This window comes from Streptomyces sp. RLA012 (genome assembly GCF_056270325.1).
The window spans coordinates 5,884,838-5,908,681 of sequence record NZ_JBWDPA010000002.1; the positions used below are offsets into that span (position 1 = coordinate 5,884,838).

Here is a 23,844-nt window from a genome sequence, read left to right on the forward strand (position 1 = left end):
ACGGGCTTGAGCGCGGCGGGTTGTACAGGCCCAGGGCCGCCCGTGCTCGGCACGGGCGGCCCTCCGGTACTCCGGCCTTCGGTACTCCGGTACTCCGGCCTTCGGTACTCCGGTACTCCGGTACTCCGGCCCTCGGTCCTCCGGTCCTCGGGACGGTCAGACGTGGGCCGGTTCTCGATCGGCCGGGTCGGCGTGTGCCGGGGTGACGGCCGACCGGTGAGTGAGCGCCTCGCCCTCCACGTCGACCTTCGGCAGCACCTTGTCGAGCCAGCGCGGCATCCACCAGGCGGCCTTGCCGAGCAGGGCCAGGACGGCCGGTACGAAGGCCATGCGGACCACGAACGCGTCGAACAGGACGGCGATGGCGAGTCCGAAGCCGATCATCTTGATCATCGATTCCCCGGCGCCGATGAACCCGGAGAACACGGCCATCATGATCAGCGCGGCGGCCACGACGACGCGGGCGCTGTAGCGGAAGCCGCTCTGGACGGCCTGGCTGGGGCTGTCGCCGTGGACGTACGCCTCCCGCATCCGGGCGACGAGGAATACCTCGTAGTCCATCGCGAGTCCGAAGACGATGCCCACCAGGAAGATCGGCATCATGCTCATGATCGGACCGGTCGTCTCAAGGCCGAGGAGCGAGGCGCCCCAGCCCCACTGGAAGACCGCGACGACGGAGCCGAGGGCGGCCAGCACCGACAGGAGGAAGCCGACGGCCGCCTTGACCGGGACCAGGAGGGAACGGAAGACCACCATCAGGAGCAGGATGGCCAGGCCCACGACGACGATCAGGTAGGGGATCAGTGCCTTCTGGGTCTTCTCCGCCATGTCGATGTTCAGCGCGGTGGTGCCGGTGACCTCGAACTCGGCACCCGTCGAGGCCTCGGTGACGGGGCGTTCGTTCCGGATGGTCTTGACGAGGTCCTTGGTCTTCTCGCTGGTGGGCGCGGTGGACGGGACGGCGGAGAAGATCGCTGTGTCGCCCGCGGTGTTGAAGCGTGCGGGAGAGACGGACACGACCCCGTCGGTGGCCTTGATCTTCTCCTCGATGGTCTTGACCGCGGCCTTGGGGTTCGCGGCGCCCTTGGCGTCGACCACGATGGACAGGGGGCCGTTGAAGCCGGGGCCGAAGCCCTTGGCGAGGTCGTCGTAGGCGCGGCGCTCGGTGGTCGAGGTGGGCTTGGACTCCGCTCCGGGCATGCCCAGCTGAAGGTCCATGACGGGCACGGCGAGGGCGCCCAGACCGGCGACCGAGGCGAGCAGGACGGGCACCGGGCGGCGCAGGACGAAGCGGGCCCAGCGGCTGCCGCCGTTGTTCTCGCCGGCCTCTTTGATCCTTCCGCGCTTGCGGGTACGGCGGGACAGTACGGCGTTCGGCCAGAAGCCGAGGAGGGCCGGGACGAGCGTCAGCGCGATGAAGACGCCGACCATGACGGCTCCGGCGGCGGCGAGGCCCATCTTGGTGAGCATGGGGATGCCGACGACGGAGAGTCCGGCGAGGGCGATGACGACGGTGAGGCCGGCGAAGACGACGGCGGATCCGGCGGTGCCGGTGGCGAGGCCCGCGGCTTCCTGCGGGGTGTGGCCCTTGGCGCGTTCCTCGCGGTAGCGGGAGACGATGAAGACCGCGTAGTCGATGCCGCAGGCGAGGCCGAGCATGGTGGCGAGCGTGCCGGTGGTGGAGGAGAGGCCGAACGCGCTGGACAGGGCCATGATCGCGGCCATGGAGACGCCCACGCCGAGGATCGCGGTGAGCAGCGGGAGCCCGGCGGCGGCCATCGAACCGAAGGTGATCAGCAGCACGACGGCGGCGATGGCGATACCGATCGCCTCGGCCGAGCCGCCCGCGGAGGGCGTGGTGGCCAGCGCGTCACCGCCGGCCTCGACGGTCAGGCCCGCCTGCTCGGCCTGCGCGATGGCGTCCTCAAGGTGGTTCTTGGCCGCGTCGGTGAGGTCGTCGGCCTTCACCTTGTAGGTGACGGTCGCGTACGCCGTCGTCCCGTCCTTGCTCACCGCGTTCGCCTGGAACGGACTGACCGCACCGGCGACCTGCGAGCCGTAGGCCGCCTCGTCCACCAGCTTGTCGACGGCCGCCTTGTTGTCGGTGGCGGTGATCTTCTGGCCGTCGGGGGCGACGAAGACGATCCGGGCGGTCGCTCCGTCGGCCTTGGCCCCGGGGAAGCGCTGCTCCATCAGGTCGAACGCCTTCTGGGACTCGATGCCCGGCATGGCGTTCGAGTCGTCGGGGGCGGCGGGCGCCTTGGCCGCACCGAAGCCGACGGCGGCCAGGACGGCCACCCATATGAGGGCGACGTACCAGCGCCGCCGGAAGGCCGTTCGGCCCAGTCGATAGAGGAAGGTAGCCACGGGAGGGGTCTCCAAGGTCTGGTTTTCGGGTACTTCGAGTGGTGCTTTCGAGTGGTGCTTTCGAGTGGTGCTTTCGACCGGTGCTTTCGACCGGTGCTTTCGAGTGGTGCGGCACCGGTGCCGTATCCGTGCTGCGTCAGCCCTGCGTCAGCGCAGTGGTGGTGCGTCGGTGCCGCGCGGGGGCGGTGCCGGCCGGGTCGGGCCTGACCTTGCGGTTCTGGAGGAAGCCGAAGCCCGCTCCGAGGGAGACGAGGCCCATGCCGGCGGCGGCACCGAGGCCGACCAGGAACAGCGACCAGAGCGGCGTCGAGGAGAGCAGCGACTTCACGGGGTTTCCTTCGGAGGGGGACGTTGACCTTGCGGATTCAACGATCCCGTCCGGGGCCCGCCGTCACGAGAGAGCGCCCTCCCGAACCGGTGGTGTAGGTGGCTACACCATTCATGTGGAGCGCGCTCTCCCGCGCCGCCTCCTCGGTCTGCCTAGCCTGGTCGGCATGGGAAAGACAGTGCGGCAAGCGACGCGGGCCACGGTCCAGCTGGCGAGGGCTGCCGCACTGGCGTTCGGCTCGATCATCTTCATCACGGTGCTGCTGTTCACGGCCGTCGCCACCCTCGCGGTGGTCGGTGCCGGGCTGCTGCCCGAGACGGTGCTGCTCGTGCGCCGGTTCGCCGGGGCCAAGCGGCGCCAGGTGGCGCAGTGGACCGGCCGGGAGATCCCGGAGGCGTACCAGCGCGTCGAGGGCCCGCTCCGTCAGCGGCTGCGCACGTCGGTCTGTGACCCCGGCACCTTCCACGACCTCCGCTGGATGGTCGCCCACTACGCCTACGGCTTCCTGGGCGTGCTGGCGCTGCCGCTCTGGCCGGCGGGCCTGCTCGTGGACGGCGTACGGCAGGGTCTGCTGGGCCGTTCGCCGCTCGTCCTGCCGCTGATCGGCCGTCTAGCGGACCTCGACGCCGCCTGGTCCACCGCCCTGCTCAAGCCCTCTCCGAAGGCGCTGCTCGCCGAGCGGGTCGAGGAACTGACCGAGACGCGGGCGGGCGCGGTGGCCGCGCACGAGGCCGAACTGCGCCGCATCGAGCGGGATCTGCAGGAGGGCACGCAGGCGCGGCTGGTGTCGCTGTCGATGCGGATCGGCATCGCCAAACGGGCGTACGAACGCGATCCGGAGACCGCGCGCAAGTTCCTCGACGACGCGCAGGACCAGGCCGAAGAGGCACTGACCGAGCTGCGGCACGTGGTCCGCGGCATCCATCCGCCGATCCTCACCGACCGAGGGCTGGTCGGAGCGGCGCGGGCGCTTGCGGCGAGCAGTGGGCTCGACGTGACCATGGAGGTGGACGGTCTGGAGGACGGGGCGCAGAGCGGGCTCCGGGCTCCGGCGGCGATCGAGGCGGCCGCCTACTTCGTACTGGCCGAGGCGTTGACGAACGCCGCGAAGCACAGCGGGTCGGAGCGGGCGTCGGTCCGGCTCGCCCGTACGACGACGGGGTTGAGCGTGGTCGTACGCGACGAGGGCCGGGGCGGGGCCGACGAGGGCCGGGGCGGCGCTGGGGGCACCGCCCAGGCTTTCGGCTCTGAGGGAGAGGCGGGCGGCTCGGGACTGCTGGGCATGCGCCGACGGGTCGCCGCGCTGGACGGGACCGTGCGGCTGAACAGCCCTGCCGGGGGGCCGACCGAGATCGAGGTGGATCTTCCGTACGCGTGGTGACGGTCCCACCGGCTTTCTCAGCATTCCTACCTCCCTCACAGTTCCACCCCATGCCCCTGAGGGTTGCCCTTCGTAGCTTTCCGATCATGACGAGAAGCCACAAAGACACATCGATCACCCGGCGCCGTGCGCTCGCGGTGACCGGGGGCACGGTTGCCGCGGGCGGGCTCGCGGTGGCCGGCTACCAGACGGCGTTCGCCGACGAGACGACCGCCGCCGCCACCACCACCACCGACGCCGAGGCGACTACCTCGGCGACCTCGACCTCGACCTCGACCTCGACCTCGGCCTCGGCCTCAACATCCACCGGCAGCGGCCAGTGCGTGCTGATGTCCAGCGTCACCGAGGGGCCGTACTACCTCGACGGCGCCCTGGTGCGGAAGGACATCACCGAGGGCAAGGGCGGCGTCCCGCTGACGCTGCGCATCACCGTGCAGGACACCACCGACTCCTGCGACCCGGTCGCGGGCGCGGCCGTGGAGATCTGGCACTGCGACGCCTGGGGCTACTACTCCGGCTACACCACCGCCAACCCCGGCGGCTCCGCGCCCGCCGAGAGCGAGGACGGCTCGACCGCCGACGACCGGACGGTCCTCGGCGTCCTCGGCGTCCTCGGAGTCCCCGGCATCCGCGGCGTCCGCGGCGTCCGCGGCGTCCGCGGCGTCCTCGTAGGGTTCGCCCATGAGCAGTCCCGAGGACGAGACGCTGGCGTGGGCCGCCGTGGCCGCGCTGACTTGGCAACTGGAGCTCACTCCCAAGCCCGGCCTGCCCGACCCGCGCGATCTCGACGCCCGGGCCACCCGCCGGGACCTGTGTTCCCTGCGCTGGTCCGCCAAGGCGCTGGCACCCGGCCTCGCGGCCATGGCGGCCGTCGCCCGCCGCACCGGCCGGCCCACGCCCGAACTCCGCACGGAGCTGGGCGCGATCGGCCGGTCCACCGAGCACTCGGTGGCTCTGGCGGGCGGCGGCCACCGCGGGGCGCTGTGGGCCCTGGGCTTCCTGGTCGCGGCCGCGGCCCTGGAACCCGGGGCCAAGGGCACCGAGGTCACCGCCACCGCCAAGCGGATCGCGGCGCACCCCGACCGGCGGGCGCCACGGCGGCCCTCCCGGGGGTCGTCCGTGTCCGCGCAGTACGGTGCGGCCGGGGCCCGGGGCGAGGCCCGCGCCGGATTCCCGCACATACGGCGGGCGTTGGACGCGCTCGCCGCCTCCCGCTCCACCGGTGCGCCCGAGCCGTACGCCCGGCTCGACGCCCTCCTGACCGTCATGTCCACCCTCCAGGACACCGAGTTGCTGTACACGGCGGGCCCGCACGGTCTTCGTCATGTCCAGGCGGGTGCGCGGGGCGTGCTGGAGGCGGGCGGCACGGCGACGGAGGCCGGCCGCACGGCCCTGGCCGCCCTCGACGACGACCTCCACGCGCGCGCGTGGAGCCCCCGTGGCACGGGGGGACTGCTCGCGGGTGCCCTGTTCGTGGACTCGCTTCCGGTGGTGGTCGGTTCACCGGTACGGGTCGCCGGCTGACCCGGTCCCGGTGGTGGGCTGTCGCGCCCCGCGTGGCGGCCCACCGCACCGCCGGTTCAAGGGGCGCGGGGAACTGCGCGACCAGCCACAGACGACCCGTAGCCGAAAGAACAAAAGAACGGCCGGGCACCCAGAGGGCAACCCGGCCGTTCAGTTGATATCAACCCTTCAGCGCCGCCATCCACGCCTCCACCTCGGCGGAGCGCCGCGGCAGCCCGTCGGACAGATTCCGGTTCCCGTCCGCGGTCACCAGAATGTCGTCCTCGATGCGCACGCCGATGCCCCGGTACTCCTCCGGCACCGTCAGGTCGTCCGCCTGGAAGTACAGCCCCGGCTCCACGGTCAGGCACATGCCCGGCTCCAGGGTGCCCTCCACGTACGTCTCGGTCCGCGCGGCAGCGCAGTCGTGGACGTCCATCCCGAGCATGTGGCCGGTGCCGTGCAGGGTCCAGCGGCGCTGCAGACCGAGGTCCAGGACGCGCTCGACCGGGCCCTCGACCAGACCCCACTCGACGACCTTCTCGGCCAGCACGCGCTGCGCCGCGTCGTGGAAGTCGCGGTACTTGGCGCCGGGCTGCACGGCCGCGATACCGGCCTCCTGGGCCTCGTACACGGCGTCGTAGATCTTCTTCTGGATCTCCGTGTACGTGCCGTTGACCGGCAGCGTGCGGGTGACGTCGGCGGTGTAGAGCGTGTGCGTCTCGACGCCTGCGTCGAGCAGCAGGAGGTCCCCGGAGCGCACGGGCCCGTCGTTGCGCACCCAGTGCAGGGTGCAGGCGTGCGGACCCGCGGCGCAGATCGAGCCGTAGCCGATGTCGTTGCCCTCGACCCGGGCGCGCAGGAAGAAGGTGCCCTCGATGTAGCGCTCGCTGGTCGCCTCGGCCTTGTCCAGGACCTTCACGACGTCCTCGAAGCCGCGCACCGTCGAGTCGACGGCCTTCTGCAGCTCGCCGGCCTCGAACTCGTCCTTGACCAGTCGCGCCTCGGAGAGGAAGATCCGCAGTTCCTCGTCGCGCTCGGCGGTGACCTTGTCGGTCAGGGCCGTCTGGATGCCGGCGTCGTAGCCGCGCACGACCCGGACCGGGCCGGTGGCCTCGCGCAGCTTGTCGGCCAGTTCGCGCACGTCGGAGGCGGGGATGCCGTACAGCTGCTCGGCCTCGGCGAGGGAGTTGCGGCGGCCGACCCACAGCTCGCCCTGTCCGGAGAGCCAGAACTCGCCGTTCTCGCGGTCGGAGCGCGGCAGCAGGTAGATCGTCGCCTTGTGGCCATCGGCAGTGGGCTCCAGGACCAGGACGCCGTCCTCGGCCAGGTTGCCGGTGAGGTACGCGTACTCGACCGAGGCGCGGAAGGGGTACTCCGTGTCGTTCGACCGGGTCCTCAGGTTGCCCGCGGGGATCACCAGGCGCTCGCCCGGGAAACGCGCGGAGAGTGCGGCGCGGCGGCCGGCGGTGTACTCGGCCTGCGCGATCGGCTCCAGGCCGCGCAGCTCGGTGTCGGCCCAGCCGGACTTCATGTTCTCGGCGAGCTCGTCGGACACGCCGGGATACAGGACGTTCTTGCGCTGCTTGATCGGCTCTTCTTTGCCCGCTTCGTCAGCGGCATCGTCGAGCACGGCTTCCGGGGTCTCCGGGGTGAGCGCCTCCGACACGGTCTGCCTCCTAGATACGACTCTGGACCGCCTCCATCGTACGGTCGTACGGGAGAAGCCCCGGGGCCGGAAGACCTGTTACGCCTAGAGCTCAGCGCAAGCGGCCCGCAGCGGGCCCGCAGTCGACCCCCAGGCAGGCCGCAGTCGATCTCCATACGGACGGACCGCAGCCAGCCCCCAGGCGAGGCACAGGCGGCCCGCAAGTAGGTCGCAAGCGGGACGCAGGCGGGACGCAAGCGGGTTGCAGGCGGGACGCAGGCGGGACGCAGGCGGGCGGGCGGCAAAGTAGGCCGTAGGCGGTGCGCCGATCATCCGCAGGTAGTTCGTGTGTGTGGGCAGGCTGCTGGCAGCCCCGTCCCGCCCACAGCTCGGAGGCAGCCCCCGGCAGAGCCCATCGGAGGCCTGTCGGCAGCCCGGCAGCCCAAGCCCCGGCAGGCCGCGGCCCGGCGGCCCGGCGGCCCACAGACGGTCACTCGAAGCGCGCCGCCAGCAACACCACGTCCTCCGGGCTGTCCGCCTCGTCGAGCCCGTCCGGGAGCACGGACCGCAGGACGTGGTCGGCGACCGCGCCGGGATCCTCGCGCACGGCCCGCGGGACGCTCGCCGCCGCCGTGTGCAGCCGGGCGAAGGCACGGTCCATGGGGTCACCGGTGCGGTGCAGCAGTCCGTCCGTGTAGAGCAGCACGGTCTCGCCGGGCTCGGCGGTCAGTTCGACGCTGGGCGCCTCCCAGCAGGCGAGCATGCCCAGGGGCGCGGACAGGGAGGTCTCCACGAACTCCGTGCGCCGCGCGCCGATCATCAGCGGCGGGCTGTGCCCCGCACCGGCGAGCGTGATCTTGCGCAGCGCGGGCTCGCAGTAGGCGAAGAGGGCGGTCGCGGAGCGGGCGGGCTCGGTCAGCCGCAGCAGCAGTTCGAGGTCGGACAGGACGGCGACGGGGTCCTCGCCCTCCATCACGGCGTACGCCCTCAGGGAGGCCCGCAGCCGTCCCATCGCGGCGACCGCGCTGGGCCCGGCCCCGGTGACGGAGCCGACCGCGAGGCCGAGCGCGGCATCGGGCAGCGGCAGCGCGTCGTACCAGTCGCCGCCGCCGCGCGGGCCCGTGCGGTGCCGGGCGGCCAGCTGGACGCCGGAGACCCGGGGAAGCCGCGACGGAAGCAGCTCTTCGGAGATCGTCGTCATGCACGCGCGCGTGCGGTCCAGTTCCAGCAGCCGTGCCAGGTGTTCGGTCGCGTAGCGGGCGTAGAGGCCGACGAGGTGACGCTGGCGCTCCACCGGTTCGGCGGGCTCGTCGTAGAGCCATACGGCGGCGCCGAGCCGGCCCGCCGTCCGGGTGGACAGGGGCAGTGCGTAGCTCGCGGCGTAGCCGAGGCGGGCGGCCACCTCGCGGTGGCGGGGGTCGAGCCCGTCCTCGGAGAAGAGATCCGGTTGCGCGATCTCCGCGTCGCCGCCCGGCAGCCCGTCCAGGATCCGGCCGTACGCCGTACAGCTGCGCGGAACGGTCTCGATGTGGCCGAGGTCGGCGCGGGCGAGGCCCAGGCCGATGGTGGTGTCCGGGCCGAGCCCGTCGCCCGGCTCCAGGACGACGAGACCGCGCCGGGCGCCCACGAGGGCGGCTCCGGCGCGCAGCAGTTCCTGGAGCGCGTCGCCGAGCGTCGCGGTGCGCACCAGGCGCTCGGTGAGCTCGTGGAGGGTGGTGAGATCGGAGACCCAGCCGGCGAGCCGATCTTGGAGAACGGCTCCGGGGCCGGTGGAGGAGGTGGCCGAAGCGGAACTCTTGGAAGAGGCCGTCGGCGCGACAGTGTGTGCGGGCGCGGGAACCGTGGAATCGATTCCGGCCACTTTCGGAACGTGAGGGGCGTTCATGTTGTCCGGCTTTCCGACCGGTGCGTATTGCTCGATAGCATCGCAAACCCCCATGTCGTTCTGCGCCGCTAGCAGTGTCTCCACATGTACACGCACTCGTGAGGGGATGTCCAGCATTGTCCTGCTGGGATTCCTGGTGTCCATGAGACCCTCGGTAACCCTTGCGGGAAAGCAAAATTGGCTTAAAACTGACTCGGGTAACGGGCTATTGAGGTCGACTGGCCTAGTTCGACGGAGCGTCACAGCGGTCGTGATGGGTACGTACTCGGTGAAGGCCAGGGGTGGTTGGGATCCGCCCGGAACCTGGCGACGGACCCGGGCGTCTTAACCACCGACGACCGTGCCCCATCCTCCCGTGGCGGAGGCGGCAAGAAATAGCGGGACGGCAAAACGCCAGGCGCCGCCACCCCACGCCATGCCCATGCTTTAGCCAGACGCAGTATGGACGCGGACGCAACCAATGCTCTGCCCAGATGGGTTCCCCTTGTCTTGCGCAGGGGTGTGATGCGCCAGCAGGTACGCACAGTGAAGTGATCGACACATGGTGTGATGTGATCCACGGTGTTGCCAGGCGTGCAACGGAAAGGAACGAGCGCTCATGCGCGAGATCCTCGGAAGGCGACGCAGGCTTCTGTCCAGGCGGAACGACGGGAGGCCTGAGATGCTCAGTGCGGCCCTGACCTTCGCGACCGATTGGCAGTGGCCCGTACTCCCGGGTGTGGCACCGGATCCGCAGGGGCGTGCCCGCTGCGGCTGCCCGGACCCGGAGTGCACGGTGCCCGGTGCTCACCCCTTCGACCCCGGCCTCCTCGCGGCCACCACCGACGAGCGCATGGTGCGCTGGTGGTGGACCAACCGGCCGTCGGCACCGATCGTGCTGGCCACCGGAGACAAGGCTCCCTGCGCGGTGAGCCTGCCCGCCCCCGCGGCGGCCCGCGCGCTCGACGCGCTCGACCGCAAGGGCATGCGCCTCGGCCCGGTCGTCGCGGCCCCGACGCGCTGGGCGATCCTTGTCGCGCCCTACTCCATGGAGCAGCTCGGTGAGCTCCTCTACGCCAAGGACTTCGTGCCGGGGTCCCTGCGCTTCCACGGCGAGGGCGGCTACATCGCGCTGCCCCCGTCCGAGACCGGCCAGGGTCAGATCCGCTGGGAGCGGGCCCCACTGCCCGGCTCCGCCGCGCCCTGGGTGCCCGATGTAGAAGCTGTGGTGGACGCCGTGGTGGAGGCGCTCACTCGTACGGGTGTGAGCGCGCCCGAGTTGTAGGGTGCCCGGCGCGCGGTGAGCCGCGCGCCCACCCGCGCTCGTTATGTTCCGCAGTATGCAGCGTCATCCTGGGGGACACCGAGCCCCATCGCCGCCACGCGCCGGTCCGGACCCCAGAAGAGTTCGCCTGGTGGCGCTGGCGGGCGTCGTGGCGTTCACCGTGGCCGTGCCGCTGACCGTGGCATCCGCGGGACCCGTCGGCGACGAGAGCCGCGAGCTCCTGCGTGCGTCCGAACACCTCGACGACAAGCGGTCGGCCGCGCCCGCCGCCACCCCCGCATCCACGTCCTCGCCCCGGCTGCTGGGCCTCGGTCTGGCCACCGCCGCCCGGTGCGGACCCGAACTCTCCTCGCCCGACGGCATCGAGGCGCAGACCTGCGTCCTGACCCAGGGGGAGGAGACCTGGGCGCGCACCTACTACCGCAATGCGACCGGCGAGGAGCTGAGCTCCGCGCTGAGCCTCATGGGGCCCGGTGGCCACAGCGTGCAGATGAACTGCGTGGTGGACGCCAAGGACGACCCGGGGGCGTGCGAGACGCCCAGAGAGCGTACGACGGGGGGTGTGGGGGCGTACACGGCCGTCGCGGAGTTCGCGAGGGGCGCCGGGAGCGGGCCACTGCTGCTGCGCTCGGGGAGCGACGGGGACGTCGGCTCGGGCGGTGGTCCGAAAGTCGGTCCGGAAGCCGGTCCGGAAATCGGTCCGGAAATCGGTTCCGACGTCGGCGCGGGACTCGGCGCGGACGTCGGCGCGGGCCTCGAATCGGAGAGCGGCTCGGCGCCGTAGCGAGGCAGGCTCGGCGCGGCAGCGGAGTCGGTTCGGCACCACTGCCGAGCCAACTGGGCGCCCCGGCAAGGCGGTTGATGCCGTACGAAAATCCGTACATGGAAAGACCCGGTTGCTGGCGACGGGGGATGCACCAGCAACCGGGCTACTCGAACGGTAACAAGAGATCGGCGGTTCGCAAATTCGATCTCGGCTATTCGGACACGGATTTATGTGTCACAACCGGGAGTTGTGACAGGAGTCACCTGTTCCGCACAGGCGCCACCAGCTGACCGGTCGGTCAGTTCCCGGTGGGGTGTCAGCTGAGCGTGACCTGTCGGTTCGTGAGGCCGCCGCGCGCCCGGCGCTCGTCCGCGGTGAGCGGCGCGTCCGAGGCCAGAGCGACCGCGAGGCGCTCGGCGAACTCGGCCGCCGGCTTCTCCACGTCGTCGGCCGTGACACCCGTCGGCAGGTCCCAGACCGGCACCGTGAGCCCGTGCGCCCGGAAGGAGCCGACCAGCCGGGTGCCCTCGCCGAGGCTCGAACGGCCGGCGGCGTGCAGCCGCGCGAGCGCGTCCAGAAGCTGCTCCTCGGGGTACGGCATGACCCAGCGCAGGTGGTTCTTGTCGGGGGTCTCGCACCAGTACGCCGCGTCGACGCCGGAGAGCTTCACGGTCGGGATCGCGGCGGCGTTGGCCCGCTCCAGGGAGGCGGCCACCTCCGGCGTCGAGTTCTCCGCGTCCGGGACCCAGAATTCGAAGCCCGAGTGCACAACTGGCTCGAACGGGCCTTCGGGGTCGAGCAGTTCCTGCAGCCGCGGTCCGTCGGCCGGGGCACGGCGGCCCTGCACCGGGGTGCCGGGCTCCGCCGTGAGCGCGCGCTGGAGGGTATCGGCGAGGTCGCGGCTGATGTCGCCGGACGCCGTGTCGTTCTGCAGGCCGAGCAGAACCGAGCCGTCGTCGCGGCGCAGCGCGGGCCAGGCCATCGGCAGAACCGTGGCGAGCGTCACCGAGGGGACTCCCTCGGGGAGGCTCTCCTTGAGCTTCAGCTCGACGGTGGCGGCGGGCACCAGCTCGCGCAGCGCGACCCAGTCGCCCTCGCCCGGCAGGTCCTCGAAGGGGCGCTGCACCAGCTCGGTCACCGCGTGTGCGGCCGCCCGGCCGTGACAGGCCTTGTAGCGGCGGCCACTGCCGCAGGGGCAGGGTTCGCGAGCGCCGACAACAGGGATCTCCCCATCCTTCAGCTGAGGCTGCTTGGCCTTCGTCTGGGGTCGCTTCTTGGCCATCGTGGGTGTCTCCCGATCACGGCTCGTCTCGTACTGGCGCGAGCCTAGCCGTTCGCACGACGGCCGACGGGACCCTGTGGACAACGCACCGAGTCGTCCTGGAACCGGAGCTTCCGACCGGGCCCGCCCGGCGCGCCCGTCAGGTGTCGTCCTGGTACCGGGGCGGCCCTGGTACCAGGCGTCGTCCCGACGCCGGACGTCCGCCCGATACCGGCATCCAGCCCGGTAGGAGGTGTCCACTCGGTGCGGGCATCTCTTTCCCGATGGGGGTGCCCCTCCCGGCGCGGACGCTTCCTCCCTCGGCGCGGACGTCAGCGTGATGCGGGTGCCGGTCCGACACCGGGCGTCAGTCCAAGTCGTCGAAGGCGTCCGCGAAGTCCAACTCGGACATCTCCGCCGCGGCCGGCGACGCGACGCGCGTAGCGAAGCCGTCCCGCCGGCGCGTGGTGGACGATTCGACCGCGTCGACCGCCATGTCCAGGTGCTCCCGGACGACGACCCACACCGTGACCTCTCCGCGGGCGTCGTCCCGTACGCCCCAGTCCTTGGCCAGCGCCGTGATGATGTTCAGCCCGCGGCCGCCGTGTGCGGTGACCGAGGGCGTGGCCGGGACCGGGCGGGTCGGACCACCCCCGTCCGTCACCTCGACGGTGAGTCTCCCGGACGCGTCGACGCGCCAGGCGGCGCGGACGTCGCCGTCACCCGCCAGGGCCTCGCCGAGCGGCCTGCCGTGCCGGCACGCATTGCTCAGCAGTTCGGAAAGGATCAGTACGGCGTCGTCGATGACCGATTCCGCCACTCCACCGGTACGCAACTGGTCCCGCATCCGATGCCTTGCTCTCCCCACGCCCGCAGGGCCATGGGGAACGGCCATGCTCGACGACGTGGGCACCTCCTGTGCCACCACCAACGCCACCCCCGAGACCTCCTTTGCCCCACGCCACGGTGTGGATGCCCCTCCGGACTGGACCGGAAACCGGCCAATCCACGTCTGCTGACGCACTCGTAACGATCGAATACGGAACGAACGCGCCGGTGCACTCCCTGTAGCTACCTGGCTGGTTTTCGACGTTTGTCGTCGGGGGTCTGCCCTGGTCCGCCGGGGTCTGTCGAGGATGCACCGATGGCTTCTGGCCAGGTGGTTTTGGGTTCAGCGGCCGAGTTGGCGCAGCACCGCGCGGGGGCGGTTGGTGATGATGGCGTCAATGCCCAGCTCAACGCAGAGGTCGACGTCCTCGGGTTCGTTCACGGTCCAGACGTGCACTTGGTGACCGGCTCGTTTCAGCCGTTCGATGTACCCGGGATGACTGCGTACGATCCGCATCGAGGGGCCCGCGATCCGGACACCGGCGGGCAGTCGTCCGTCGCGCAGCCGGGGCGAGATGAACTGCAGCAGATAGACCGTCGGCATGGTCGGGGACGCGGCCCGGACGCGGTGCAGGGACCGTGCCGAGAAGCTCATGACGCGTACTGGTGAGGTGGCGGCGCTCGCCGGGGCGTCCAGGCCGAAGCGCTTCAGAAGGAGCAGCAGCCGATCCTCGACCTGGCCCGCCCAGCGCGTGGGGTGCTTGGTCTCGATGGCCAGCTCGACGCGGCGGCCCGCGTCGGCGACGAGTTCGAGCAGCCGTTCCAGGGTGAGGACGGAGGTGTCCTCCGGGTCCCCGGGGCCGTACTCCCAGTCGGGGGACTCGTCGCGGTTCTTCCAGGCGCCGAAGTCCAGGGCGGCGAGCTCGGCGAGCTCCAGGGCGGAGACCGCCCCGCGGCCGTTGGACGTACGGTTGACGCGTCGATCGTGGACGCAGACGAGATGTCCGTCCGCGGTCAGCCGTACATCGCACTCAAGGGCGTCGGCACCGTCCTCGATCGCCTTCTTGTACGCGGCCAGGGTGTGCTCGGGGGCCTCTTCGGAGGCCCCGCGGTGGGCGACGACCTGAATCGTGTGCTGTCGTGCGTGGGTCACCGCGTCATGGTGCCACCGCTGAGGGATGCACGTCGGGGCGGATACGCCGAGAATATTTATATTTCATCCTAAAATTCCGATATAAAGGATGGCCCTGGACCCACAGCCACCGCTTATGGTGCTCTGACGTCCCGTGGGAAAAGCTGACGGCGTACAAAAAGCACATGCACACATGCACAGCTGAATCGCGCCGGACCCGTCGACAAGCGTGAGTGAGCGTGACCGAGTGCGACCGAGAACAACAGCCGTGGATCGAGGAGAAGAGCTGTGAGCACCGAGAACGAGGGCACTGCAGTACCCCCGGCCCCGTCCGCACCTCCTGTGCCGGTGGAAACTCCCGCTGCTTCCGCGCAGATCGCTGCGCCCGAGAGTGGCGCACCGACCGCTCAGATCCCGGCGGTGCCTCCGAGCGCCCCCGGCGCACCGGCGCAGGAATCGGCGTACGCGTCGGCGGGCGCCGGGGCTCCTGACGCGCGGGCATACGACCCCGGGGCGCCGGCACCGGCGGCCGAGGCGGGCTGGCCGCCTCCGCCGCCCGCTGTTCCGTCGTACGCGGACGGTGGCGGCTCGGGAGCCGGCGGCTGGGGCTCCTCCTACCAGCAGCCCGCGCCGAAGCCGAAGAGCGGGCGCGGCGGCCTGGTCGCCGCGATCCTGGTGGCCGCGCTGGTCGCGGGCGGCGTCGGCGGTGGCATCGGCTACTCGCTGGCCAAGAACAACGACAACTCCACCGACTCGACCACGGTCTCCGCCCCGAGCAGCAGCGGCGAGGTGAAGCGTGCCTCGGGCACGGTCGCGAGCGTGGCAGCCAAGGCGCTGCCGAGCACCGTCACCATCGAGGCGGAGAGCAGCAGCGGCTCGGGCGGCACCGGCACCGGGTTCGTCTTCGACACCCAGGGCCACATCCTCACCAACAACCACGTCGTGGCGGACGCGGTCGACGGCGGCAAGCTCACCGCGACCTTCCCCGACGGCAAGAAGTACGACGCCGAGGTGGTCGGCCACGCGCAGGGCTACGACGTCGCGGTCATCAAGCTCAAGAACGCCCCCTCGGATCTGCGGCCGCTCGCCCTGGGCGACTCCGACAAGGTGGCGGTCGGTGACTCCACGATCGCGATCGGCGCGCCCTTCGGTCTCTCGAACACGGTGACCACGGGCATCATCAGCGCCAAGAACCGCCCGGTGGCCTCCAGCGACGGCAGTTCCAGCAGCAAGGCCTCGTACATGAGCGCCCTGCAGACGGACGCCTCGATCAACCCCGGTAACTCAGGTGGCCCGCTTCTTGACGCTTCGGGCGCGGTCATCGGCATCAACTCCGCGATTCAGTCGTCGAGCAGCGGTGGTCTGGGCAGCACCGGCCAGTCCGGCTCCATCGGCCTCGGCTTCGCGATCCCGATCAACCAGGCGAAGCACGTCGCCCAGCAGCTCATCAAGACCGGCAAGCCGGTCTACCCCGTGATCGGCGCATCCGTCTCCCTCGAAGACGGCACGGGCGGCGCGAAGATCAGCGAACAGGGCGCCAGCGGCTCGGCCGCGGTCTCGTCCGGCGGCCCCGCCGACAAGGCCGGCCTCAAGCCCGGCGACGTCATCACCAAGCTGGACGACCAGGTGATCGACAGCGGCCCGACCCTCATCGGCGAGATCTGGACCCACCAGCCCGGCGACAACGTCAAGCTCACCTACACCCGCGACGGAAAGACCCACACCACCGACGTGACCCTCGGACAGCGCGAGGGCGACAGCTGACCGGTCAGTCGGTCAGGTCTTGTCCCGCGCCACCGACGTACATGTACGCCGGTGGCGCGGGGTGGGTCGCCCGAGCGGCCTGGGAGAACGGTCTTGAAAACGTGAGGACGTGAGGACGGAGGACGTGAAAGCGTCCCCGTGGTTTCGGAACCCGCCTACTCCGCAGGTTATGGACGTGCTGGTCAGAAGGGGTGTCGCTCAGTGAGCGACACCCCTTCTGCATGGAGCTTGTCTCAGCTTGATCCGGCTCTGTCGCGTTGTGGATCACTGTGGGTGGACCGGGCGTGGACCAGATGCCCGCCTGCGCGAGAACCTCTGATCGGGCGCTTCAATCCCGTGGACCGGATGTTCAAGACCCACGGTCCCCAGGGCCTGCGGCTCAGCCGACCGTCCACTTCTGGGCGGCGGTGCCGTTGCAGGTATAGATCTGCAGCCGGGTGCCGTTGGCCGAGTTGGCGCCCGTCACGTCCAGGCACTTGTTCGCCTGCGGGTTCACGATGTCGTTCGCCGAGGAGACGACCCACTTCTGGTTCGCTCCGCCCCCGCAGTCCCACAACTGGACCGTCGAACCGTCCGCCGTCCCGTTGCCGGTGACATCGAGGCACTTGCCGAGCGCGCGGATCGTCCCGTCCGAGCCGACGGTCCACTGCTGGGCGGTGCTGCCATTGCAGTCGTAGAGCTGTACGGGGGTGCCGTTGGCGGAGTTCGCCGCGGCGACGTCCACACACTTCCCGGCGAGCCCCTTGATCGCGACGCCCGCGGCCGTGTCACCGGTGGTCACCGACACCGAGTCCACCACCAGTTGCTGCGGGAAGGCGGTGGAGCCGTCCGGGTCGCCCGGCCAGTAGCCGCCCACCGCCAGGTTCAGGATCAGGAAGAACGGCTTGTTGAACACCCAGGCGTTCCCGCCCAGGTCAGCGGGTGTGCGCCGCTGGTAGACGGTCCCGTCCACCGACCAGGTGATCGAGTCGGGAGCCCAGTCCACGGCGAAGGTGTGGAAGGCGTCGGCGAAGGCCTGGCCGCCGGGCAGGGAGTAGGCCGCGCCTATGCCGCCCGAGCCGGAGTAGCCCGGGCCGTGGATCGTGCCGTGGATCGTGGAGGGCTCGTAGCCGACGTTCTCCATGACGTCGATCTCGCCCGAGGCCGGCCAGTTGACCGGTGTGCCGAGCATCCAGAACGCGGGCCACATGCCCTGCCCGCGCGGGATCTTCATCCGGGCCTCGACGTGCCCGTACTGCGCGGTGAACTTCCCGGACGTGTTCAGACGAGCCGATGTGTACTGGCAAGTTCCGTACCAGCACTGGTAGTTGGCCGGGTTCTCCCGGCGGGCCGTGATGACCAGATGCCCCTGGCCGTCCAGGGCCGCGTTCTTGTTGCCCGACGTGTAGTACTGCCGCTCATGGTTGTTGACGTTGTCGCCGGTCTCGACCTGCCACTTCGAGGAGTCGACGGCCGATCCGGCGGCCCCGTCGAAGGTGTCGGAGAACGTCACGGCGGCAGCCCCGACATTCGGGGCGTCGGCTTGTGCCGGGCCGATCGCGGCGGCCGCGACCAGCATGGCGGAGAGGGCGGCGAGGAGACATCTGCGGAGCGATCGTGGCGAGACCACGGCTCTCCCTTCCGGCGCATGGGTGCGCCGAGCGAGGTGGGGGGTGAGTGCGTCGCCTCATGATTTAAGAAGTGAACTAAGGGGGCGTCAATAGCTTGGTACGGACCACATGTTGAAGGCGTGAGATGTGACATGCCGTATTCGGCGTCAACGATGCCCGGTAGCAGCTACCACTTCGAGACATACTCCGATAATTTGCCCACCATGGACATGGATTCCGTGTCGCGGAACCGTATGTAGGCCTGCAGGGGGTCGACAGTTGCCGGGACAGCGTGCGGGTGAGCCTGTAGCAAGGCCCCAATTCCCTACGCATGTACGTAGTGGCGATCTTTCATTGCCTGTATTCCCGGGCTTCCTCGGAATGGCGGCTCCATGGCCCCGCACCGGCCGTCGGCGACACGGCGGCCACGGCCAGGTGTCGGAGCCGAACGACGTGGTCCTTCCACCTGCGCCCGTCAGGCTGTTGGGCGTTGACCAGGCACAGATTCACCCACTTGTCGGTGCAGATCTGTCGCTCGCGCAGGGGGGCTTTCACTCCATGAACGCCGGCCCTCTCGCGCGATGCACCCAGCGTCTCAGGGCAAGCCGAAGCTGGGCACGAGATTCGCTTCAAACAGACGAAATGCGCAACGGTGATCAGCTTGAGGATCAGCTTGAGGATCAGCTTGAGGAAGTCCGTCAACGCCCGGTCCCTGGCGGAGGCATGGGCCAGGAACGTTCCGATCCGGTTGTTCTCCGTGCGGCGGGCCGTGCCGGTGTACTGCTGCTGGACGCCGTCGGGACGCACCTGCCCGATCTGCTCCGACAGCGTCCGCCTCTTCTTCTCAAGCGGCGCAAGCAACTCGTTCGGGTGGTCCGACGCTTGGACCACCCCTGGCCGCCGTACCGAGTTCTTGTCATCGCCCACGACGGTCAGGGGTGGGCTGCATGCGGTCTACGCGGTTGAGAGGGCGCGAGCGAGTCAGGAGAGCCAGTCGGTGTAGCGGGTGGGGGCGAGGTGGGCGGCCTTGTCGGTGAGGACGTCGCCCTCGACGACGGCGAACATGCCGGCGGTGGGGTCGGTGACGACGGTACGGTCGTCGCCCTTGTGGGACAGGGTGATCCGGCCCAGCTCGTCCAGGGAGAAGATCTCGGGGCCGGCGATGTTGCGGATGCCATTCAGTGGGGCGCCCGCGGCGACTTCCGCCACCGCGCCGGCCACGTCCTTGGAGGCGATCGGCTGGATTGGCGTGGCGGGCAGCCGGACGGTGTCGCTGTCGGCGGTCCAGGCCAGGACGGCGTCGATGAACTCCATGAACTGCGTCGCGCGGACGATCGAGTAGGGGATCGGCCCGGCCGCGAGGATGTTCTCCTGGAGCACCTTGGCCTTGTAGTAGTCGAGCTCCGGTACTTGGTCCGTGCCGACGATCGAGAGGATGACGACGTGGCCGGCGCCGCCCTTCTGGGCCGCGGCCAGAAGGTTGTCCATCGAGGTCTGGAAGAAGGCCGGGGAGGCTTCGTCGAAGGTCGGGGAGTTCGTCAGGTTGACGACGACGTCGGCTCCCGCCACTGCCTCGTCCAGTCCCTGGCCGCTGATGACGTCGACTCCGGTGGACTGCGAGTGCGGCACCGCCTCGTGCCCGGCGGCGTTCAGATTCTTGACGACCTGCGACCCGATCAGTCCGGTACCGCCGATGACTGCGATCTTCATGACATGCCTTTCGTCGGGAGTATGTCCGAAATTTGGCACATGGGTCCCATGCGGGCGAGTCGTGTGCCGAACTCGGACACATTCTGTCCGAGACAATACATGGATACAAGTTGTCCGAGTTGAGCGGGCTGATTAGAGTGGCCGAGTGAAGATGTCCGGCGGAGTCGAGTGGGCTCTACATTGCTGCGTCGTGCTGACGTCGGTCGAGGAGCCCGTCCCCGCCACCAAGCTGGCGGAACTGCACGACGTCTCGGCGAGCTATCTGGCCAAACAGCTGCAGGCGCTCTCCCGGGCCGGGCTCGTGCGCTCGGTCCAGGGCAAGGCGGGCGGCTACGTACTCACCCGGGAACCCGGCTCGATCACGGTGCTCGATGTGGTCGAAGCGGTCGACGGCCCCGGCCAGGCGTTCACCTGCACGGAGATCCGTCAGCGGGGCCCGCTGGCCGCCCCGGCCGAGTCGTGCACCGCACCTTGCTCGATCGCCCGCGCGATGGCCGGGGCGGACGCGGCCTGGCGCGAAGCGCTGCGCGCCGTCTCGATCGCCGATCTTGTTCAGGACGTCGTCTCCGCCTCCGGCCCTCCCGCGCTGGCCCGCATCGGCGCGTGGCTGACCACACCCGAAGCCTGAGGACCCGGCCGGCGGGCCGCGCATCGAGACGACGGCGACGCGGGCGAGGGGGAAGAGCACATCGCCCGCCAGGTATGTCGCGCGGTAGCCGTGGTGGTGCGGGTAGTGCGGGTGGTGCGGGTGGTGCGGGTGGTGTGGGTGGTGCGGGTGTCGTCGTGTTCGCCTCAGTGCACGCCGATGTGAGCCGTGACCTTGGCTGGGTGCGCACCCCGGGCAGGTCACCGCGCGCTCACCAGCCTTGATCCGCTGCACCACGAGTGCGGACACCATCCTGTTGTGACGGCGTTGGACGATCCTGGTGCGACAGCGTTGGACGCCGGGATCGCCACGGTGCGATGCGCTCTCGATGCCGCGGGCTCCCGGATTGTGGAGGCCGCCGACAGGGAGCAGAGTGGCTTCCGGACTCTCTGTGCGAGGCAGCAGGCGCACGACGTGTCACGGATGCGGGCCGTGCCTTGTCTTCATTGCGAAGCAAGTTTTGTGAGCCCGGAACTGGCGAACACGGTCACCCCCGAACGAGAGGTCGGTACACCGGCCCGGAACGTGGTGACCGACGCGAGATCGTCCGTTCCTGGCAGGCCTATGGAGGTGTAGCACAGTGCACGAGATGAACTCGGTAAGCGGGGTCGGACCCAAGATGCTGGCGGACGTCAAGCCGCCCTTCGTTCCCGAGGGTGCTTCGGGGATGACCGTCCTCGTCGAGTGGCCTCCCGGTGACCCCGGGACTCCTCCGCACCGCCACTCGGGGCCGTGTTTCGGCTACGTCATCGAGGGCGCGGTCCGGTGGGAGCTCGAAGGTGAGCCGGAGCACGTGATCAAGGCCGGTGAGACGTTCTGGGAGCCGGGCGGTGACGTGATCCACTACCAGAACGGCAACGCCCAGTCGGACGCGCCGGCCAAGTACGTCGTGTTCATGATGTGCGCGCCGGGTCAGCCGATGCTCACGCTGGTCGAGGAGGAGGAGCTGAAGGAGCGGGCCCACCTGCGTGCTCCGCGTCCCTCCGCGGACTGACCCGCGAGGCGCTTCCCACCTTGAACGCTTGCACCACGTGGCGGGACGCCGTCCCCGGCTACAGGGGCGATGCGGTCCCCCGGCCGACCGCGCTGCACCGGCTACCTCGGCGGCGAGGATGGCTCGACCTCCGTCGGCGACGAAGCCCTGACCGCCGCCCGGAAGCCAGGGCGGCGCGTAGCGGCGATGGCCGCAGCTCTCAAGGCCGGTTCGCCGCGACAGCGGCATGAGGCGTAAGCGCGCCCACGCGGCGGTTGCCTGTCGCGTGGGCGCGCTTACGCCTCTCCGCGTGCAACCAGACGCTCGGCCAGCGGCTGGGGGTGGGGCTCTACCGAGCCTGGTACCGGCACATCACCCTCGCCATGGCGGCCCTGGCCCATCTGACCGCCGTCCGTGCCCAAGAAGCCGAAAAAGGGGCAGCGGATACAGGGAACACGACGTCATGCCTTTCAGCGTTCCGGAGATCCGCCGGTTGATCGGCACGTCATCCGACGTACCAGCGAGGCCCGAGCCCGCCGCTGCCATTGCCATTGCCACTGCCACTGCCAACGCCGAGGCCACACACCCCAGATGCGGTTGCAGCATGAGGAGGAAGGTGGCAGGCCCCCTTGTGCGTCTGTACTCGTGGGCACGGGCACACGATCCAGCGGAGGTCACCTACCTCAGGAGGCGCTGCCACAGCCCTTCGACACGGTGGCGGGGGTCGCGGGCGGGTGCTGATCGGCGCCCTGGGGAGCGGACCAGAGGCAATGGACCCCGTGTGGGCCATGGCCCCGCCAAACACCCGGGGCCGGTACGCTGTACCTGCTACGCCCCTGGTGGGCGGGGCGGAGGTGGGTTGCCCGAGCGGCCTAAGGGAACGGTCTTGAAAACCGTCGTGGCGTGAGTCACCGTGGGTTCAAATCCCACACCCACCGCGCAGGTCTGAAGCTTTGCAGGTAAGAAGGGGTGCCACTCTCCGGAGCGGCACCCCTTTCGCATGACCTTGTCTCACCCTGATTCGCCGGTATCCCACCTCTGACCAGCGCGTGCGGCCAACCTGCGGCCAGGAATCACGGCGTCTCCGTCAAACCACCGGCGGCGTCGGGGAGGCCGTCGTTGTGGGTGTCGGCTATGAGTTCGGCGAGGATGAAGTGAGCCTCCTTGCTAGACATCCGGTTTTCGACGCGCACAAAGTAGCTGCGTTCGGAGACGCGGAAGACCTGTCTCCTCTGGCGTCGACGCCCTGCTGCGGTGACAGCCTCCTCAAAGGTGTCGATGATGCGCAGCATCCCGGCCAGGGCTTCGGCTTCGGTCCCCTCGAGTTCACGGTAGACGGTGTAATTGGAAAGTTCCGCCAGACCGAGGGCTCGCATGACGGCCCATCCGGGCATGGTGTTCTCCAGTCTGTGAGGCGACGTGAGCCGCGAAGTCACGTTGAACCGTTCCGGATTCGGTAGAGACTCTAGATTGTGGCTGTGGCCTGCAGATTTGGCTGCTGTTGGTAATAGACGGCTTCGTATTCGGCTGGCGGGACGTGGCCTATCTCACCGTGGAGTCGGCGGTGGTTGTACCAGTCGGCCCACTCCGCCGTGGCCAACTCGACGTCGCTGAGGGCCTTCCATGGCCGCTGAGGCTTGATGAGCTCGGTCTTGTACAGGCCGATCGTCGATTCCATCAGTGCGTTGTCGAGGGCGTCGCCGACGGTGCCGATGGACGCCGCGATCTGTTCGGCGGTCAGGTGGGCGGCGAGGCGGAAGCTGGTGTACTGCGATCCGGCATCGGAGTGATGGATCAACTCCCCTGCGATGACAGGGGTGTTCGCGCGGTCACGTTGCCACAGGCCCATTTCGAGTGCGGACAGTACCAGCGGCGTCTGCTTGTTCGTCGCGGCGGACCAGCCGACGATCCGGCGGGAGAAGGTGTCCACGACGAACGCGACGTAGATGGTGCCCGACCAGGTGGCCACGTAGGTGAAGTCGGCGACCCACACCCGGTTGGGGGTGCTGGCCACGAACTGCCGGCCCAGCCGGTCCGGGGCCCGGTCCGCTTCCTTGTCCGCCCTGGTGGTGACGGCCTTCTTCCCGCGCACCGCTCCCGTGATGCCTTCGGCCTTCATCAGGCGCTCGACAGTGCACCGGGCCACCTGATGTCCTTGCCGTTTCAGTTCGGCCCAGATCTTGCGGGCTCCGTGGACGCTGTAGTTGTCGCGGTAGATCTTGGTGATGAGCGGTGCCAGTTCCGCGTCCCGCAGTGAGCGGGCCGACGGCATGCGCTTCTTGTGTGCGTAAAAGGTGGACGGGTGGATGCTGCAGTCGTGCTCGGTGAGCGTCCTGCAGATCGGCTCGACTCCGCCGAAGCGGTCCCGGTGCTCGTCGATGAACGCTACGAGCGTGTGTGTGGCCGGTCGAGCTCGGCCGCGAAGAAACTCGCCGCAGCCTTCAAGATCTCGTTCGCCCGCTTCAGCTCGGCGACTTCTTTCCTGAGGGACTTGAGCTGGGCGGATTCCCCGGTCGTGGTACCGGTCCGGGCACCGGCGTCGACTTCGGCCTGACGCACCCAGTTCCGCAGGGACTCCGGCCCGATGTCGAGTTTCGCTCCGATCGAGCGGATCGCCGCGGACTCGGTCTTGTACTGATCACGAGTCTCCAGGACCAGACGCACGGCCCGCTCCTTGAGCTCCTTGGGGTATTGCTTCGCCATAACGGACTCGATCCTTCCAAAAGATCGAGCCTCGATCAAACCCGGAACGGTTCATCCGGGACGCCCCGGGCCGACACGTCATCCAGGACGTCGGCA

18 protein-coding genes, 1 tRNA gene and 3 pseudogenes are annotated in these 23,844 nt (G+C 69.7%); 9 read left to right on the top strand and 13 right to left on the bottom strand.

The window, feature by feature from the left end; genetic code table 11:
* Positions 1-156: 156 nt before the first annotated feature.
* Entirely contained in the window at positions 157-2,367 is a 2,211-nt protein-coding gene (locus tag RV986_RS26855; RefSeq protein WP_475919850.1) for an MMPL family transporter, read from the bottom strand.
* A 136-nt stretch (positions 2,368-2,503) separates the two neighbouring features.
* A complete protein-coding gene (locus tag RV986_RS26860) occupies positions 2,504-2,695 on the bottom strand; it encodes a hypothetical protein (protein WP_475919851.1) in 192 nt (63 codons plus the stop codon).
* A 166-nt stretch (positions 2,696-2,861) separates the two neighbouring features.
* Between RV986_RS26860 and RV986_RS26865 the strand changes: the two genes are divergently transcribed.
* Positions 2,862-4,076, top strand: a complete 1,215-nt coding sequence (locus tag RV986_RS26865) for a sensor histidine kinase (protein WP_475919852.1) — start codon at positions 2,862-2,864, stop codon at positions 4,074-4,076.
* Positions 4,077-4,257: 181 nt separating this feature from the next.
* Here the strand turns inward: RV986_RS26865 and RV986_RS26870 are convergent, their stop codons facing one another.
* Positions 4,258-4,419: a hypothetical protein gene (locus RV986_RS26870; RefSeq protein ID WP_475919853.1), complete on the bottom strand. Its 162-nt coding sequence runs from the start codon at positions 4,417-4,419 to the stop codon at positions 4,258-4,260.
* A gap of 338 nt (positions 4,420-4,757) precedes the next feature.
* On the opposite strand from RV986_RS26870, the gene RV986_RS26875 reads away from it, so the two are divergent.
* The gene (locus RV986_RS26875) at positions 4,758-5,600 is read left to right on the top strand and encodes a triphosphoribosyl-dephospho-CoA synthase (protein ID WP_475919854.1); all 843 of its coding nucleotides are present in this window, start codon (positions 4,758-4,760) and stop codon (positions 5,598-5,600) included.
* A gap of 160 nt (positions 5,601-5,760) precedes the next feature.
* On the opposite strand, the gene RV986_RS26880 is transcribed toward RV986_RS26875, so the two are convergent.
* Together RV986_RS26880 and RV986_RS26885 are read right to left on the bottom strand one after the other, a co-directional pair.
* Entirely contained in the window at positions 5,761-7,248 is a 1,488-nt protein-coding gene (locus RV986_RS26880; protein WP_475919855.1) for an aminopeptidase P family protein, read from the bottom strand.
* Between the two features lie 469 nt (positions 7,249-7,717).
* A complete protein-coding gene (locus RV986_RS26885) occupies positions 7,718-9,229 on the bottom strand; it encodes a PP2C family protein-serine/threonine phosphatase (protein ID WP_475924442.1) in 1,512 nt (503 codons plus the stop codon).
* A gap of 481 nt (positions 9,230-9,710) precedes the next feature.
* On the opposite strand from RV986_RS26885, the gene RV986_RS26890 reads away from it, so the two are divergent.
* Both RV986_RS26890 and RV986_RS26895 read left to right on the top strand, forming a co-directional pair.
* Positions 9,711-10,376: a bifunctional DNA primase/polymerase gene (locus RV986_RS26890; protein WP_475919856.1), complete on the top strand. Its 666-nt coding sequence runs from the start codon at positions 9,711-9,713 to the stop codon at positions 10,374-10,376.
* 55 nt (positions 10,377-10,431) lie between these two features.
* A pseudogene (locus tag RV986_RS26895) lies at positions 10,432-11,037 on the top strand (hypothetical protein); the annotation flags it as partial.
* A gap of 421 nt (positions 11,038-11,458) precedes the next feature.
* On the opposite strand, the gene RV986_RS26900 reads toward RV986_RS26895, so the two are convergent.
* From RV986_RS26900 to RV986_RS26910, 3 genes are all read right to left on the bottom strand, one after another.
* Entirely contained in the window at positions 11,459-12,424 is a 966-nt protein-coding gene (locus RV986_RS26900; protein ID WP_475919857.1) for a DUF5926 family protein, read from the bottom strand.
* Positions 12,425-12,770: 346 nt separating this feature from the next.
* On the bottom strand, positions 12,771-13,427 hold the full coding sequence (locus tag RV986_RS26905; protein WP_475919858.1) for an ATP-binding protein: 657 nt from the start codon (positions 13,425-13,427) through the stop codon (positions 12,771-12,773).
* Between the two features lie 147 nt (positions 13,428-13,574).
* On the bottom strand, positions 13,575-14,384 hold the full coding sequence (locus RV986_RS26910; protein ID WP_475919859.1) for a glycerophosphodiester phosphodiesterase: 810 nt from the start codon (positions 14,382-14,384) through the stop codon (positions 13,575-13,577).
* A gap of 267 nt (positions 14,385-14,651) precedes the next feature.
* Here RV986_RS26910 and RV986_RS26915 point away from each other — a divergent pair, with 267 nt between their 5' ends.
* A complete protein-coding gene (locus tag RV986_RS26915) occupies positions 14,652-16,127 on the top strand; it encodes a S1C family serine protease (protein ID WP_475919860.1) in 1,476 nt (491 codons plus the stop codon).
* Between the two features lie 379 nt (positions 16,128-16,506).
* Here RV986_RS26915 and RV986_RS26920 read toward each other — a convergent pair whose 3' ends face one another.
* The 3 genes and pseudogenes from RV986_RS26920 to RV986_RS26930 form a co-directional block, all read right to left on the bottom strand.
* On the bottom strand, positions 16,507-17,736 hold the full coding sequence (locus RV986_RS26920; protein ID WP_475919861.1) for a ricin-type beta-trefoil lectin domain protein: 1,230 nt from the start codon (positions 17,734-17,736) through the stop codon (positions 16,507-16,509).
* 673 nt (positions 17,737-18,409) lie between these two features.
* Positions 18,410-18,601 (bottom strand): annotated as a pseudogene (locus tag RV986_RS26925) (hypothetical protein); the annotation flags it as partial.
* A gap of 96 nt (positions 18,602-18,697) precedes the next feature.
* Complete coding sequence (locus RV986_RS26930) at positions 18,698-19,426, bottom strand: SDR family oxidoreductase (protein ID WP_475919862.1); 729 nt, start codon at positions 19,424-19,426, stop codon at positions 18,698-18,700.
* Positions 19,427-19,577: 151 nt separating this feature from the next.
* Here RV986_RS26930 and RV986_RS26935 point away from each other — a divergent pair, with 151 nt between their 5' ends.
* The 4 genes and pseudogenes from RV986_RS26935 (at position 19,578) to RV986_RS26950 (ending at position 21,983) form a co-directional block, all read left to right on the top strand.
* Entirely contained in the window at positions 19,578-20,054 is a 477-nt protein-coding gene (locus tag RV986_RS26935) for an RrF2 family transcriptional regulator (RefSeq protein ID WP_475924443.1), read from the top strand.
* Positions 20,055-20,661: 607 nt separating this feature from the next.
* Positions 20,662-21,066 (top strand): cupin domain-containing protein, encoded by a 405-nt coding sequence (locus tag RV986_RS26940; protein WP_475919863.1) that lies wholly within the window; start codon positions 20,662-20,664, stop codon positions 21,064-21,066.
* A gap of 263 nt (positions 21,067-21,329) precedes the next feature.
* Positions 21,330-21,542 (top strand): annotated as a pseudogene (locus RV986_RS26945) (IS701 family transposase); the annotation flags it as partial.
* A gap of 356 nt (positions 21,543-21,898) precedes the next feature.
* A tRNA-Ser gene (locus RV986_RS26950) sits at positions 21,899-21,983 on the top strand.
* A 135-nt stretch (positions 21,984-22,118) separates the two neighbouring features.
* Here the strand turns inward: RV986_RS26950 and RV986_RS26955 are convergent.
* Together RV986_RS26955 and RV986_RS26960 are read right to left on the bottom strand one after the other, a co-directional pair.
* Complete coding sequence (locus RV986_RS26955) at positions 22,119-22,439, bottom strand: hypothetical protein (RefSeq protein WP_475919864.1); 321 nt, start codon at positions 22,437-22,439, stop codon at positions 22,119-22,121.
* Between the two features lie 71 nt (positions 22,440-22,510).
* Positions 22,511-23,748, bottom strand: a protein-coding gene (locus RV986_RS26960) for an IS3 family transposase (protein WP_475919865.1) whose coding sequence is annotated in 2 segments (ribosomal slippage) — positions 22,511-23,475 and positions 23,475-23,748 — 1,239 coding nt in all. Because the reading frame shifts where the segments join, the coding sequence is not laid out codon by codon here.
* Positions 23,749-23,844 lie beyond the last annotated feature (96 nt).